The following is a 14,946-nucleotide window of genomic DNA, read 5'->3' as shown; positions in this document are numbered from 1 at the left end:
CCTTCAGGCGCCTTGGTCAAAAGGCACGGTTTTGGTGCTTGGCGCCGCTGCGGTCTCCTGAAAGGCCCGCGGGGCGCCGTATGGCATAAGTCTTGCGCATTGCATTCAACGTCCAGGTCTGCAGGAGGCACGCTGTGTCGATACATGTCGCGTTGCACCACATCACGCATTACCGCTATGACCGGGCCATCGAGCTTGGTCCGCAGATCGTCCGTCTGCGTCCGGCGCCCCATAGCCGCACACGCATCCTCTCTTACTCGCTGAAAGTGCTGCCTGAAGAGCATTTCACCAACTGGCAACAGGACCCTCAGGGCAACTACCTGGCGCGCCTGGTGTTCCCGGAAAAGACCACCGAATTCCGCGTTGAAGTGGACCTGGTCGCCGAAATGGCGATTTTCAATCCGTTCGATTTCTTCCTCGAACCCTATGCCGATAAAGCGCCGTTCACCTACAGCAAGGATGAACAGCACGAGCTCGGTTCGTACCTCGAAAAGCTGCCGTTGACGCCCAAGTTCAAGGCGTATCTGGACGGCATCAGCCGCGTGCCGATTCCCACCATCGATTTTCTCGTGGGGCTCAACCAGAAGCTCAGCGAAGACATCCGCTATCTGATCCGTATGGAGCCCGGCGTGCAGACGCCAGAGCACACCCTGAGCGATGCCTCGGGCTCGTGCCGCGATTCGGCCTGGCTGCTCGTGCAACTGCTGCGTCACCTGGGTATGGCCGCGCGTTTTGTATCGGGCTATCTGATTCAGCTCAAAGCCGACCAGCAATCCCTCGACGGCCCCTCGGGTACCGATGTCGATTTCACCGACCTGCATGCCTGGTGCGAGGTCTATCTGCCCGGCGCCGGCTGGGTCGGGCTGGATGCGACCTCCGGCTTGTTCGCCGGCGAAGGACATATTCCGTTGGCGTGCAGCCCCGATCCGACCTCGGCGGCGCCAATCAGCGGTTTGGTCGAGCCGTGCGAAGCGCAGTTTTCCCACGAAATGTCCGTGGAGCGTGTCTGGGAGGCCCCGCGGGTCACCAAGCCCTACAGCGACAGTGAGTGGCAGACCATTCTCGCCCTCGGTGAGCACATCGACGCCGACCTGCTAGCCGGCGACGTGCGCCTGACCATGGGCGGCGAACCGACGTTCGTGTCGGTCGACGACCCCGATGGCGCCGAATGGAACACCGCAGCCCTGGGCCCGACCAAGCGCAAATTGTCTGCCGAGTTGTACAAGCGCATGCGCGACAGGTACGCCCCCGATGGCCTGGTGCATTTCGGTCAGGGCAAATGGTACCCAGGCGAGCAGCTGCCGCGCTGGTCGCTCAATTGCTACTGGCGTCTGGACGGCGAGCGTATCTGGAAGGATGAGCGCCTGGTCGCCGACGAAACCGAAGACTACGGCGCCACAGGCGAGACGGCCGGGCGTTTCCTCGCTTGCGTCGCCGAGCGCCTGAAGCTGCCGACCCGCTACGTGTTCCCGGCCTACGAGGACAATTTCTACTACCTGTGGCGCGAAGGTACTCTGCCCTCCAACGTCAAGGCCGAAGACCCGCGTCTCAAGGATGAAATGGAGCGCAAGCGTCTGCGCAGCGTCTTCACTCAAGGCCTGGATAAAATCGTCGGCCAGGTGCTGCCACTGGCGCGCACGCCGGCCGGCGATCAATGGCAGAGCGGGCGCTGGTATCTGCGCGACAATCACTGCCGCCTGGTGCCGGGCGACTCGCCCTTGGGCTATCGCCTGCCATTGGCCTCGCAGCCATGGGTCACGGCCGCGGAATACCCGTTCGTGTTGCCGATCGACCAGAACCAGGACCTGCCTGGGCTACCGGCGCTGGAGCATCTGCACGCCACCAGTGGCAACCAGCGCACCGTCCAGGCCGAAGAACGCGAGCCGAAAATCGACGAGTCCGCCGCCTGGCTGACCCGCACCGCGCTGTGCGCCGAAGCTCGGGAAGGTCGCCTGTATCTGTTCATGCCGCCGCTGGAGCGTCTCGAAGACTATCTCCAGCTGGTGAGCGTCATCGAATCGGCGGCCAAGGAACTGCGCTGCCCGGTGCTGCTGGAGGGTTATGAACCGCCGGCCGACCCGCGCCTGGTCAATTTCCGCATCACCCCGGACCCAGGTGTGATCGAGGTCAACGTGCAGCCTTCGTCGAGCTGGGCGCAACTGGTACAGAGCACCGAGTTCCTTTACGAGCAGGCCCGGCTCAACCGCCTGACCACCGAAAAGTTCATGATCGACGGCCGCCACACCGGTACCGGCGGGGGCAACCACTTCGTGCTCGGCGGCGCCACGCCTGGGGATTCACCCTTCCTGCGGCGTCCCGACCTGCTGCGCAGCCTGATCAGCTATTGGCACAATCACCCGTCGCTGTCGTACCTGTTCTCCGGGCTGTTCATCGGCCCGACCTCCCAGGCGCCACGGGTCGACGAAGCGCGCAACGATTCGCTCTACGAGCTCGAAATCGCCTTCTCGCAGATGCCGCCGCCCGGTCAGCCTTGCGCGCCATGGCTGGTGGACCGCTTGCTGCGCAACCTGTTGATCGACGTGACCGGCAACACCCACCGCGCCGAATTCTGCATCGACAAGCTCTATTCGCCCGACGGTGCCACCGGGCGCCTCGGTCTGCTGGAGCTGCGCGCCTTTGAAATGCCGCCCCATGCACGCATGAGCCTGGTCCAGCAGTTGCTGCTGCGGGCGCTGGTCTCGAAGTTCTGGCGTCAGCCGTACGCGCCGGCCAAGCTGGCGCGCTGGGGCACGGAGCTGCACGATCGGTACTTGCTGCCGCACTTCATCGAGCAGGATTTCGCTGATGTGATCGCCGACCTCAACAGCGCCGGCTATGCCTTCAAGACCGACTGGTTCGCAGCGCACCGCGAATTCCGTTTTCCGAAAGTCGGCGATTACGAGGTCAACGGCATCAAGCTGGAACTGCGCACGGCTCTGGAACCCTGGCATGTACTGGGTGAAGAAGGCACCGCGGGCGGCACTGTGCGTTACGTGGATTCGTCGCTCGAGCGCTTGCAGGTCAAGCTCAGCGGCCTGCCGCCGGATCGCTATGTGCTGACCTGCAACGGTCGCGCCGTGCCGCTGCATCCCACCGGCCGGGTCGGCGAGTTCGTGGCGGGGGTGCGCTTTCGTGCCTGGCAGCCGCCCAACTGTCTGCAGCCGACCATCCCGGTGCATGCGCCGCTGGTTTTCGATCTGCTCGACACATGGATGCAGCGCTCGCTGGGTGGTTGCCAGTATCATGTCACCCATCCAGGCGGGCGCAGTTACGAAACCCTGCCGATCAATGCGAACGAGGCGGAGAGCCGTCGTCTGTCGCGCTTCTTCCGCATCGGCCACACGCCGGGTCGGATGGATGCCGCGCCACTGAAGATCAACGATGAGCTGCCGATGACACTGGATATGCGTCGCGGCTGATCTACCCTCAAGGACCCCGCACCATGGCTGCATGGCGCGGGGCTTTTGTCTCTGGGTGTCTGCGCTAACCTGACCTTATTCCGTTTGCTGCCGAGCGTTCCATGCCTGACCTGCTTGACCCATACCCGCTGACCCCGGGTACCTACCACGAGATGCTCGAGGCCGATGGGGCCGTGCGCCCGCACTGGCAGCGCCTGTTCGATCAGGTTCAGCGCTTGAGCCCGGCTCAACTGGCCCAGCGCCAGGCTTTGCTGACGCGGCAGATTCAGGAGAACGGCGTCACCTACAACGTCTATGCCGACCCCAAGGGCGCCGACCGGCCCTGGGAACTCGACCTGCTGCCGCATTTGATCGATGCCGAAGAGTGGCAGCAGCTGTCGGCCGGTATCGCCCAGCGCGCGCGCTTGCTCAATGCCGTGCTGGCGGACATCTACGGGCCCCAGACGCTGATCCAGGAAGGCTTGCTGCCGGCCGAGCTGGTCTATGGTCACAATCATTTTCTCTGGCCGTGCCAGGGCATCGTGCCGCCACAGAATATTTTCCTGCACCTCTATGCGGTCGACCTGGCGCGCGCGCCGGACGGCCGCTGGTGGGTCACGGCAGACCGTTCCCAGGCGCCATCCGGCGCGGGTTATGCGCTGGAAAACCGCATGAGCGTGTCGCGGGTCTTCCCCGACTTGTACCGCGATCTGCAGGTGCGGCACATGTCCGGATTCTTCCGCACCTTGCAGGACACCCTGGTACGCCTGGCGCCCGCCGACGATGAAGCGCCGCTGGTGGTGCTGCTGACCCCGGGGCGTTTCAACGAAAGCTATTTCGAGCACCTGTATCTGGCTCGCCAGCTGGGCTATCCGCTGGTCGAAGGCGGCGATTTGACGGTGCGCGACGCCACGGTGTACCTCAAGACCCTCAGCGGTCTGCGCCGTGTGCATGCGATCATGCGCCGCCTCGACGATGATTTCTGCGATCCCCTGGAGCTGCGTACCGATTCCGCGCTGGGTGTGCCCGGCCTGTTGCAGGCGGTGCGCCAGGGGCGGGTGCTGGTCACCAACGCGCTGGGCAGTGGTGTGCTGGAGTCCCCCGGCTTGCTGGGCTTCTTGCCGAAGATCAACGAGCACCTGTTCGGCGAAGAGCTGATCCTGCCGTCGATCGCCACCTGGTGGTGCGGCGAGCCGCCGGTGCTGGCCCAGGCGCTGGAAAAACTCGACACTCTGCTGATCAAGCCGGCGTTCCCGTCCCAGAGTTTTGCCCCGGTGTTCGGCCGCGACCTCGACGCCACGCAGCGCGAGGAGCTCGCCGCCCGGCTGCGAGCGCGGCCCTATGCCTACGTCGCGCAAGAGATGGCGCAGTTGTCCCAGGCGCCGGTATGGCAGCCCGAGGGCGGCTCCTTGCAACCGCGGGCCATCGGCATGCGGATGTACGCGGTGGCCGACGAGGTCGGTTATCGGGTGTTGCCCGGTGGCCTGACACGGGTGGCCGGCGAGGCTGACGCCGAGGTGGTGTCGATGCAGCGCGGCGGTGCCAGCAAGGACACCTGGGTGCTGGGCAACCAGGCCCCCACAGGCGAACAATGGCGTGCCCAGCGCCCCATCGGTGTGCCGGAACTGGTCCGTCGCGACCCCTATCTGCCGTCGCGGGTGGTCGAGAACCTGTTCTGGTTCGGCCGTTACTGCGAGCGCTGCGACGACAGCGCGCGGCTGCTGCGGATCATCCTCGGACGCTATATCGACGGTGATGACCCAAAAGCCCTGCAGGCGGCGGTCGATCTGGCTGTAAGCATCAACCTGCTGCCCGACGAGGGTGACATGCAGGAGCGCATTCGCGCAGCCCTGATGGGTGAAGACTGGCCCTTCAGCCTGCGCTCCAACTTGCAGCGCTTGCAGTGGGCCGCGTCCCAGGTGCGCGGCAAGCTCTCGCGGGAGAACTGGCAGGCGCTGGTGGAGTTGCAGCGCGAGGCCGTGACTCTCGATGTCGAGGATGCCGATTTCGGCGAGCTGCTCGATTTTCTCAACCGGTTGGTGATGTCGCTGGCGGCGTTGTCGGGCTTTGCCCTCGACGACATGACGCGCGATGAAGGCTGGCGCTTTTTGATGATCGGCCGGCGCATCGAGCGCTTGCAGTTCCTCAGCACCAGTCTGTCGGCCTTCATGGAGAGCGATGCGGTATTCGACCAGGCCGGGCTGGAGTGGCTGCTGGAGCTGGGCAACTCGAGCATTACCTATCGCTCGCGCTATCTGGCCGAGCCGCAGTTGATTCCGGTGCTCGACCTGTTGCTGCTCGATGCCCAGAACCCCCACGCGGTGTTCTTCCAGCTCAAGCTGGTGGCGCGCTCGTTGCGGCGCCTGAACGACGAATTCGCGGCGCCGCGGGACAAACTGCTGGCGCCGCTGATCGAGCGCCTGTCGCGCTTCGATCTCGGCACGCTGGAGTACTCGCTGTTTGGCGTGGCTTGTGTGCGCGCCGTGCTGGAAGGGCTGAGCGAACTATTGCGCGAGATCACCGAGGCCAGCAGCCAGGTGTCCGATCGCTTGGCCATGCGCCATTTTGCCCACGTCGACGATATCAGCCAGCAAACGGTGTCCGTCTGATGAGCGCCCATTACACGATTATTCACGACACCCACTATCGATACGACAGCCCGGTGTCCCTGGCTCAGCAGCTGGCGCACCTGTGGCCGCGCGAGTGCGACTGGCAGGTCTGCCACGAGCAAGCCTTACAGATCACCCCCGACCCGACCCAGCGCATGGACGAGCTCGATGTGTTCGGCAATCCGCTGACCCGCCTGGGCTTCGAGCGGCCCCACGATGAACTGCGGGTGTGCGCGCGCTTGCAGGTCGAAGTGCTGGTCAGGCCCAAGCTGGATTTCGAGGCGTCACCACCCTGGGAGGCGACCCGCGATGCGCTGTGCTACAGCAGCAAACCGGTGGCCAAGCCGGTGCTGGAAGCGTGCCGCTATCGTTTCGAGTCGCCCTATGTGCGCTTGAAAAAGAACTTCGTGGGGTTCTCGCAAAGCTGCTTTCCGGCCGGGCGGCCATTGATGCTGGGCGTGCAGGCCTTGATGGAGAAAATCTTCAAGGAGTTCACCTTCGACGCCGAGGCCACTCAGGTGGCGACGCCGTTGCTGGAAGTGCTGGAGACTCGCCGCGGCGTTTGCCAGGATTTCGCCCACTTGATGCTGGCGTGCCTGCGTTCCCGTGGCCTGGCGGCGCGTTATGTCAGTGGTTATCTGCTGACCCAGCCGCCACCGGGCCAGCCGCGGCTGATCGGCGCCGATGCGTCCCACGCCTGGGTGTCGGTGTTCTGCCCGGCGCTGGGCTGGGTGGATTTCGACCCGACCAACAACGTGCAGCCGGCGCTGGAGCACATCACCCTGGCCTGGGGCCGGGATTTCTCCGACGTGTCACCGCTGCGCGGGGTGATTCTGGGCGGCGGCAACCATGATCCGGAAGTGCAGGTGACGGTGATGCCGGCGCTGGAGGCGCAAAAGCTGCTGCCTTGATCTGTCATTCATCGTCGACACCTGACCTGTGTGAACGCGTAAGCCCGCTCCCACGGGGTCGATCAGTCGCCTGTGCCGCTCGCGCCGCAGGCATAGGCAACCAGTACTTGGCGAAGCAGGGCATTGATACGCATGGGGTTTCTCCTTGGGGATGTTGTGCATCCTGACCGTCGCCGTTATGTTTGACCCGTTGATTGTCTCGATCAGCCTGATAGAGGGATCTGTAATCCCCCACATCGCGTCCTCTCAAGCCACCTTCCGGAGATCTGCCCCCATGCTGGGAAAAGCCCTTGCCCTTACTGCCTTGAGCCTGTTCAGTGCCGATCTGCTGGCCGCCGAGTGCGCCGTCACGGTCGATTCCACCGACACCATGATGTTCGACACCCAGGCCATCGAGGTCAGCAAGAGCTGCAAGACCTTTACCGTCAAGTTGACCCACTCCGGCTCCTTGCCCAAGGCCGTGATGGGCCATAACTGGGTGCTGGCCAAAGAGTCTGATGCCAAGGGCGTTGCCAGTGACGGCATGAGCGCCGGGGCCGACAGCGATTACGTGAAGGCCGGCGATGCGCGCGTCATCGCCCACACCAAACTGATCGGTGCGGGGGAAAGCGATAGCGTGACATTCGATGTGGCGAAGTTGAGCGCGGGGGAGGTATACGAGTTCCTGTGCACCTTCCCTGGGCATATCGCGATGATGAAGGGCAGCCTCAAGCTGGTGGATTGAGGCTGGCCTTGCCGGTGCGAGACGCTGAGATCTTGGGCAAGCAGTGCCGGCCCTTTCGCGGGCTGCACTCCCGCACTCGCCATCACTTCACCTTGAACACATGGCGCATGTACGCCACGAAATTCTCGTCCCGGCATTGCGTCTTCGCCGCTTCGTCGGAGATCTTCGCCACCGGCTGGCCGTTGCAGTCGGTCATCTTCAGCACGATGCTCATGGGCTCCACGCCGGGGATGTCGCAGGTCAGGTTGGTGCCGATGCCGAAGCTGACATTGATGCGACCGCGCAACGCGCGGAATATCGACAAGGCTCCAGGCAGATTCAAACCATCAGAGAACACCAGCGTCTTGGTCCGCGGGTCTATGCCGAGCCGGCGGTAGTGGGCGATGGCTTTCTCCGCCCACACGATGGGGTCGCCGGAGTCGTGGCGCAGACCGTCGAACAGCTTGGCGAAGTACAGATCGAAGTCGGTGAGAAAGGCGTCCATGGTGATGGTATCGGTCAGGGCGATGCCCAGCAGGCCCCGATATTCACGCACCCAGCAGTCCAGTGCGGCAATCTGGCTGTCGATCAGCCGCGGCCCGAGCTGCTGGTGGGCCATGATCCATTCATGGGCCATGGTGCCCAGCGGCTTGATATCGAGCTTGCGCGCCAGGTGCATATTGCTGGTGCCGACGAAGCGCGCGGGAAAGTCCTTGTGCAGGCAGGTGACGATTTCTTCCTGCACGTTGTACGAAAAGCGTCGCCGCGTGCCGAAGTCCGCTACTTGCAGCTCGGCCAGTTCGTCGTCGTTGGCATTCGCGCTCAACCAATCGAACTTGCGGTAGAGCTGATCCCGCGCTTCGCTCATGGCCACCTGTGGGAAACGTGCGCGGTTGCGTACTTCGCTGACGGTCGCCAGCAGCGGCACCTCGAACAAGATCACATGCAGCCAGGGCCCGCGCAGGCGGATGCACAGCTGGTCGTCTTCGATACTGGTATGCAGGTAGCGCAGATTGAAGCGGAACAACCCCAGAAAGCGCAGAAAGTCCGGCTTCATGAAATTGATGCTTTCGAGGAAGGCCAGCTCATCATCGCCCAGGCTGAGCTCGCACATGCTTTCTATATGTCGGCGTATTTCACCCAGATAGGGGCGCAGGTCTTCGCCATTGCGGCAGCGAAACTCCCACTCGACCTCGACGTTCGGATAGTTGTGCAGCACGGCCTGCATCATCGACAGCTTATAGAGGTCGGTATCGAGCAGATTCTGCACGATACGCTCGGCGAAAACGGGTTCACTCATGGGGGCTCCTCACGGGCCAGGGCGCCTGAAAATGGCAGTGGCGCACAGTTGCGGCACATTCTGACAGCCTTTTTGCGCCGGGGGCGAGCAAGAATGCGTCATCGGCCCCAGCGCCACGCGCTGCAAATGCCCTCGTTCGCCCATTTTCGGGGGCCTGCGCTCCGGTAACAGCCCGGCTGAAATGGTGCGGCGCGTAGCAGTCGTGCACTGCTAATGTGCACTTCGGTTACGTAGCTTGTTACGGGATGGTTGCACGGCAAACAGGTCTGAAGTTGCAACGCAATATATAAATGGTTGCACCTTTTTGCGTGAGGGGTTCTACCTTGCGGGTTTCGTGTGGTTGCACGACCCATATTCGAAGGGGGCCAATCGTGCGCGAGCCACGCTGGGCTGATCTCTGGTGCATTTTGAAAAGTGATGGCACGGGCCTTGCTCAGGAGCAAGAGCAGAAGCTGTAGTGCCAACCAAAAAAATCTCAGGAGCACCACCTCATGTCGCAAACGTTTTACAGAAAGGGTTTTCTGGCGCTGGCCGTTGCTTCGGCCTTGGGCGTTTCTTCTTTTGTGCAAGCCGACGTGAAGATCGGCGTGGCGGGCCCGATGACCGGTGCCAACGCTTCGTTTGGTGAGCAGTACATGAAAGGCGCACAGGCTGCGGCCGATGCGGTCAACGCTGCCGGCGGCATCAACGGCGAGAAAATCGTTCTGGTAGCCGGCGATGACGCTTGCGAACCCAAGCAGGCCGTGGCCGTCGCCAACCGCCTGGTCGACCAGGACAAAGTCATCGGTGTGGTCGGGCATTTCTGCTCTTCGTCGACCATCCCGGCTTCTGAGGTTTATGCCGACGCCGGTGTCATCGCGATTACCCCGGGCTCTACCAACCCGACCGTCACCGAGCGTGGCCTGGGCGACATGTTCCGTATGTGTGGGCGTGACGACCAACAAGGCATCGTCGCTGGCGATTACATTGTCGACGTGCTCAAGGGCAAGAAAGTCGCGGTCATCAACGACAAGGACACCTACGGTAAAGGCCTGGCGGACGCCACTTCGGCCCAGTTGAAAAAACGCGGCGTGACGCCCGTGCTGGAAGAAGGCCTGACCCGCGGCGAGAAAGACTTCAGCGCCCTGGTTACCAAGATCCGTGGCGCTGGCGCCGATGTCGTGTACTTCGGCGGTCTGCACCCGGAAGCCGGCCCGCTGGTTCGCCAGCTGCGCGAGCAGGGCCTCAAGGACGTCAAGTTCATGTCTGACGACGGCGTGGTCACCGACGAACTGGTCACCACCGCTGGCGGCGCGCAATACGTCAATGGCGTGTACATGACCTTCGGCGCCGATCCACGCAAGCTGCCGGACAGCAAGGCTGTAGTCGACCAGTTCCGCAAGTCCGGCTACGAGCCTGAAGGCTACACGCTGTACGCCTACGCTTCGATTCAGGCCCTGGCCGCAGGCTTCAACGGCGCCAAATCCAACAAGGGCGACGATGCCTCCAAGTGGCTCAAGGCTCATGACGTGAAAACCGTCATGGGTGACAAGGCGTGGGATGCCAAAGGCGACCTCAAGGTCTCCGATTACGTGGTCTACCAGTGGAACGCTCAGGGCAAATACGAGCAGCTCGAAAAGCAAAAGTGAGATGAGGCCTGGCGACGGCGCTGTGTTCTGCAGCGGCCCGCCGGGTGACGACACTGCAGTCGCGCAGGCCAGTCGTTTCTCTTAATACCGATCCCACCCGTCGTGCCGGCAACCCCGGAGCATGACGGGTGGGCGGCTTCAAGCGTTCACGAGAGTGCATGATGGACGGGATTTTTCTGCAACAAATGGTCAATGGCCTGACCCTGGGCTCGGTCTACGGACTGATCGCCATCGGCTACACCATGGTGTACGGCATCATCGGCATGATCAACTTCGCCCACGGCGACGTGTACATGATCTCTGCCTACCTGGCGGCTATCGGCCTGGCAGTGTTGTCGTTCTTCGGTATCGAGTCATTTCCTTTCCTGATTCTGGGCACGCTGATCTTCACCATTGTGGTGACCGGTGTGTACGGTTTTGTCATCGAGCGGGTGGCCTACAAGCCATTGCGTAACTCGACGCGCCTGGCACCGCTGATCAGTGCCATTGGTATTTCGCTGATCCTGCAGAATTACGCACAGATCGCCCAGGGCTCGCGCCAGCAAGGCGTACCGACCCTGCTTGAAGGCGCCTGGCGCTTCGATATCGGCAGCGGCTTCGTGCAGATCACCTACACCAAGATCTTCATCCTGGTGGCCGCCTTCATCGGCATGGGTGTGCTGACCTATATCATCAAGTACACCAAGCTGGGGCGCATGTGCCGTGCCACCCAGCAGGACCGCAAGATGGCGTCGATCCTGGGTATCAATACCGATCGCGTGATCTCCTATGTGTTCATCATCGGTGCTGCCATGGCCGCGCTGGCCGGCGTGCTGATCACGCTGAACTACGGCACCTTCGACTTCTATGCCGGCTTCATCATCGGTATCAAGGCCTTCACTGCCGCAGTGCTGGGCGGTATCGGTTCATTGCCAGGCGCCATGCTCGGTGGCCTGATCCTCGGCGTGGCGGAGTCGCAGTTCTCCGGCCTGGTCAACGCTGACTATAAAGACGTATTCAGTTTCGGCTTACTGGTCGTCATCCTGATTTTCCGTCCCCAAGGCCTGCTGGGTCGCCCACTCGTGGCGAAGGTATAAGTATGTCCGCTCCTATCGCAAAACCTATCGAGATCAAGAAAAGCCTGATCGACATGGTCATCGCCGGCCTGCTGGCGCTGATCGTGTTCGGGCCCATCGTCGGCATTGTGCTCGACGGTTACAGCTTCAATCTGCAGCCGACCCGCGTGGCCTGGCTGGTGGCGGCGGTCATGGTCGGGCGCTTTTTGATGAGCCTGTTCCTGCAAACGCCTGGCGGCGTACGGTTGTCCCAGCGTTTCGAGGGCTCGGGGTCGGGTGTGCATGTATTGCCGCCCAATCACAAATCGATGCTGCGCTTCGTGTTGCCGGCCATCGTCGTGCTGGCGGTGCTATTTCCGTTCATGGCCAACAAGTACATCCTCACCGTGGTCATCCTCGGGTTGATCTACGTGCTGCTGGGCCTGGGGCTGAACATCGTGGTCGGCCTGGCCGGCCTGCTCGACCTTGGCTATGTGGCGTTCTATGCCATCGGTGCGTACGGCCTGGCACTGGGCTATCAATACCTGGGGCTGGGGTTCTGGTCGGCATTGCCGCTGGCCGCCATCGCAGCTGCGCTGGCGGGGTGCATTCTGGGCTTCCCGGTGTTGCGCATGCACGGCGACTATCTGGCGATCGTGACCCTGGGTTTTGGGGAAATCATCCGTCTGATCCTGAACAACTGGCTGTCGTTCACTGGCGGCCCGAACGGCGTACCGGTACCGTCGCCGACTTTCTTCGGCCTCGAATTCGGCCGCCGCGCCAAAGACGGTGGCGTACCGATTCACGAGTATTTCGGTTTCGAATACAACCCGGACCTCAAGTACATCTTCATCTATGCCGTGCTGTTCCTGGTGGTGCTGGCCGTGCTGTACATCAAGCACCGCCTGACCCGCATGCCGGTCGGCCGCGCCTGGGAAGCCCTGCGTGAAGACGAGATCGCCTGCCGCTCGATGGGCCTCAACCACGTACTGGTGAAGCTCTCGGCCTTTACCCTGGGTGCTTCTACTGCCGGCCTGGCCGGGGTGTTCTTCGCCAGCTATCAGGGCTTCGTCAACCCGACCTCATTCACCTTTTTCGAGTCGGCGCTGATCCTGGCGATCGTCGTGCTGGGCGGCATGGGCTCCACCGTGGGAGTGGTGATTGCCGCGTTCGTGCTCACCGTGGCGCCGGAGTTGCTGCGCAGCTTCGCCGAGTACCGCGTGTTGCTGTTTGGCGTATTGATGGTGCTGATGATGATCTGGCGCCCACGTGGCTTGATCCGCATCAGCCGGACCGGTGTGGTGCCGCGCAAAGGCGTGCTGAAGACCGAGGGAGCCGCGCAATGAACAACGAAATCGTGCTCTCCGTCGAACACTTGCAGATGCACTTCGGCGGCATCAAGGCGCTGAGCGATGTCAGTCTGCAGGTACGGCGCAATTCCATTTTCGCCCTGATCGGCCCTAACGGTGCCGGCAAGACCACCGTGTTCAACTGCCTGACCGGGTTCTACAAGGCTACCGGCGGGCGCATCCAGCTGCATGCTCGCGGTCGCGATACCAACGTGATCCAGCTGTTGGGCGAACCCTTCCAGCTGGGTGATTTCGTTTCGCCAAAAAGCTTCCTCAGCCGGGTGTACTACAAGATGTTCGGCGGCACCCACCTGGTCAACCGCGCCGGGCTGGCGCGTACCTTCCAGAACATTCGCCTGTTCAAGGAAATGTCCGTCGTCGAGAACCTGCTGGTGGCCCAGCACATGTGGGTCAACCGCAACATGCTGGCCGGCATCCTCAACACCAAGGGCTACCGCAAGGCCGAAGAAGACGCGATGAACACCGCCTTCTATTGGCTCGAAGTCGTCGACCTGGTGGATTGCGCCAACCGCCTGGCCGGCGAATTGTCCTACGGTCAGCAGCGCCGCCTGGAAATCGCCCGAGCCATGTGCACCCGTCCGCAGGTGATCTGCCTGGACGAACCCGCCGCCGGCCTCAACCCGCAGGAAACCGAGGCGCTCAGCGGCATGATTCGCCTGCTGCGCGACGAACACGATATGACAGTGGTACTGATTGAGCACGACATGGGCATGGTCATGGGTATTTCCGACGACATCGTGGTGCTCGACCACGGCAACGTGATCGCCAAAGGCGGCCCCGAGCAGATTCGCAACGACCCGAAGGTGATCGCCGCCTACCTGGGTGCGGACGAGGAGGAGCTGGTATGAGTACGCCGATCCTCGAATTGAAGGACATCGATGTCCACTACGGGCAGATCCAGGCGCTGAAGAAGGTTTCGCTGCATATCGATGCCGGCGAGACGGTCAGCCTGATCGGCTCCAACGGTGCAGGCAAGTCGACGCTGCTGATGTCGATTTTCGGCCAGCCGCGGGCCAGCGCCGGGCAGATCATCTATCAGGGCACCGACATCACCCAGAAGTCGTCGCATTACATTGCGTCCAACGGCATCGCCCAGTCGCCGGAAGGCCGCCGGGTGTTCCCGGACATGTCGGTCGAGGAGAACCTGATGATGGGCACCATCCCCATCGGCGAGAAGCACTCCAGCGAGGACATGCAGCGCATGTTCGAACTGTTCCCACGGCTCAAGGAGCGCCGCAACCAGCGCGCCATGACCATGTCGGGCGGTGAGCAGCAGATGCTGGCCATTGCCCGCGCCTTGATGAGCCGGCCCAAGCTGCTGTTGCTGGACGAGCCCTCGCTCGGCCTGGCGCCGATTGTGGTGAAGATGATCTTCTCGACCCTGCGCGAGCTGGCGCAGACGGGCATGACCATCTTTCTGGTCGAGCAGAACGCCAACCACGCTCTGAAACTGTCGGACCGCGCCTACGTGATGGTCAACGGCGAGATTCGCCTGACAGGCACCGGGCAGGAGCTGCTGAGCAACGATGAGGTGCGTAACGCCTATCTGGGTGGGCACTGAGTTTCAGGCCAGCAATGCTGGTGATTTCGCGAGCAGAGCTCGCCCCCACAGGGGAATGCGTACACTGTGGGAGCGGGGCTCTGCCCGTGAAGGCGTTGATACTGTCTGTTACGCGTTATGACCCCGCCATCATTCGAATACCCCCTTCTCCGGTTTTGTGGAAAACACTTTTCACATCCCTCCAAACCGCGACATAAAGCCGCTGTAATTCATTGTTTTGTCACAACTTCGAGTTGTCCCCGTTTGCTGTGGGGTGGACTGTGGGTAAGTTGGGTGTAGTCGGCTGGAGGCCTTTATCGGCGTGGCTTCCAGGCTTCTGGTTGTTTTTTGATCAATGGGTTTTTATGGTCCGACAATCCTGTTTGTCAAGGGTCTTATCCACTGGCTGGATCGCCACATTCATGTCGCCAAAGCCTGTGGATAAGTCTGTGA

10 protein-coding genes are annotated in these 14,946 nt (G+C 62.2%); 9 read left to right on the top strand and 1 reads right to left on the bottom strand.

Annotated elements, in window-relative coordinates; translation table 11 throughout:
- The first annotated feature begins 134 nt into the window (after nt 1-134).
- The 4 genes from REH34_RS13485 to azu all read left to right on the top strand — a co-directional run bounded on the left by REH34_RS13485 (nt 135) and on the right by azu (nt 7,642).
- On the top strand, nt 135-3,419 hold the full coding sequence (locus tag REH34_RS13485) for a transglutaminase family protein (protein WP_311971890.1): 3,285 nt from the start codon (nt 135-137) through the stop codon (nt 3,417-3,419).
- Between the two features lie 101 nt (nt 3,420-3,520).
- Complete coding sequence (locus tag REH34_RS13480; protein ID WP_311971889.1) at nt 3,521-6,007, top strand: circularly permuted type 2 ATP-grasp protein; 2,487 nt, start codon at nt 3,521-3,523, stop codon at nt 6,005-6,007.
- Nucleotides 6,007-6,918 (top strand): transglutaminase family protein, encoded by a 912-nt coding sequence (locus REH34_RS13475; RefSeq protein WP_226505562.1) that lies wholly within the window; start codon nt 6,007-6,009, stop codon nt 6,916-6,918. Before REH34_RS13480 ends, REH34_RS13475 begins: the two co-directional genes overlap by 1 nt.
- A gap of 274 nt (nt 6,919-7,192) precedes the next feature.
- Nucleotides 7,193-7,642: an azurin gene (gene azu / locus REH34_RS13470; protein ID WP_311971888.1), complete on the top strand. Its 450-nt coding sequence runs from the start codon at nt 7,193-7,195 to the stop codon at nt 7,640-7,642.
- 82 nt (nt 7,643-7,724) lie between these two features.
- Here the strand turns inward: azu and pncB are convergent, their stop codons facing one another.
- Nucleotides 7,725-8,921: a nicotinate phosphoribosyltransferase gene (gene pncB, locus REH34_RS13465; protein ID WP_311971887.1), complete on the bottom strand. Its 1,197-nt coding sequence runs from the start codon at nt 8,919-8,921 to the stop codon at nt 7,725-7,727.
- Between the two features lie 491 nt (nt 8,922-9,412).
- On the opposite strand from pncB, the gene REH34_RS13460 reads away from it, so the two are divergent.
- The 5 genes from REH34_RS13460 to REH34_RS13440 all read left to right on the top strand — a co-directional run bounded on the left by REH34_RS13460 (nt 9,413) and on the right by REH34_RS13440 (nt 14,514).
- Nucleotides 9,413-10,549: a branched-chain amino acid ABC transporter substrate-binding protein gene (locus REH34_RS13460; RefSeq protein ID WP_226505565.1), complete on the top strand. Its 1,137-nt coding sequence runs from the start codon at nt 9,413-9,415 to the stop codon at nt 10,547-10,549.
- Nucleotides 10,550-10,710: 161 nt separating this feature from the next.
- Nucleotides 10,711-11,625, top strand: coding sequence for an ABC transporter permease subunit (locus REH34_RS13455; RefSeq protein WP_226505661.1), 915 nt, complete (start codon nt 10,711-10,713; stop codon nt 11,623-11,625).
- Between the two features lie 2 nt (nt 11,626-11,627).
- Complete coding sequence (livM, locus tag REH34_RS13450) at nt 11,628-12,929, top strand: high-affinity branched-chain amino acid ABC transporter permease LivM (RefSeq protein ID WP_226505566.1); 1,302 nt, start codon at nt 11,628-11,630, stop codon at nt 12,927-12,929.
- Nucleotides 12,926-13,801, top strand: coding sequence for an ABC transporter ATP-binding protein (locus REH34_RS13445; RefSeq protein ID WP_226505567.1), 876 nt, complete (start codon nt 12,926-12,928; stop codon nt 13,799-13,801). Before livM ends, REH34_RS13445 begins: the two co-directional genes overlap by 4 nt.
- On the top strand, nt 13,798-14,514 hold the full coding sequence (locus REH34_RS13440; protein ID WP_311971886.1) for an ABC transporter ATP-binding protein: 717 nt from the start codon (nt 13,798-13,800) through the stop codon (nt 14,512-14,514). The genes REH34_RS13445 and REH34_RS13440 overlap by 4 nt, the downstream gene beginning before the upstream one ends.
- Nucleotides 14,515-14,946 lie beyond the last annotated feature (432 nt).

This window comes from Pseudomonas baltica (genome assembly GCF_031880315.1).
Lineage (GTDB): Bacteria > Pseudomonadota > Gammaproteobacteria > Pseudomonadales > Pseudomonadaceae > Aquipseudomonas.
Note: the sequence above shows the minus strand (reverse complement) of the source record. Positions and strands in the feature narration are given on the sequence as shown.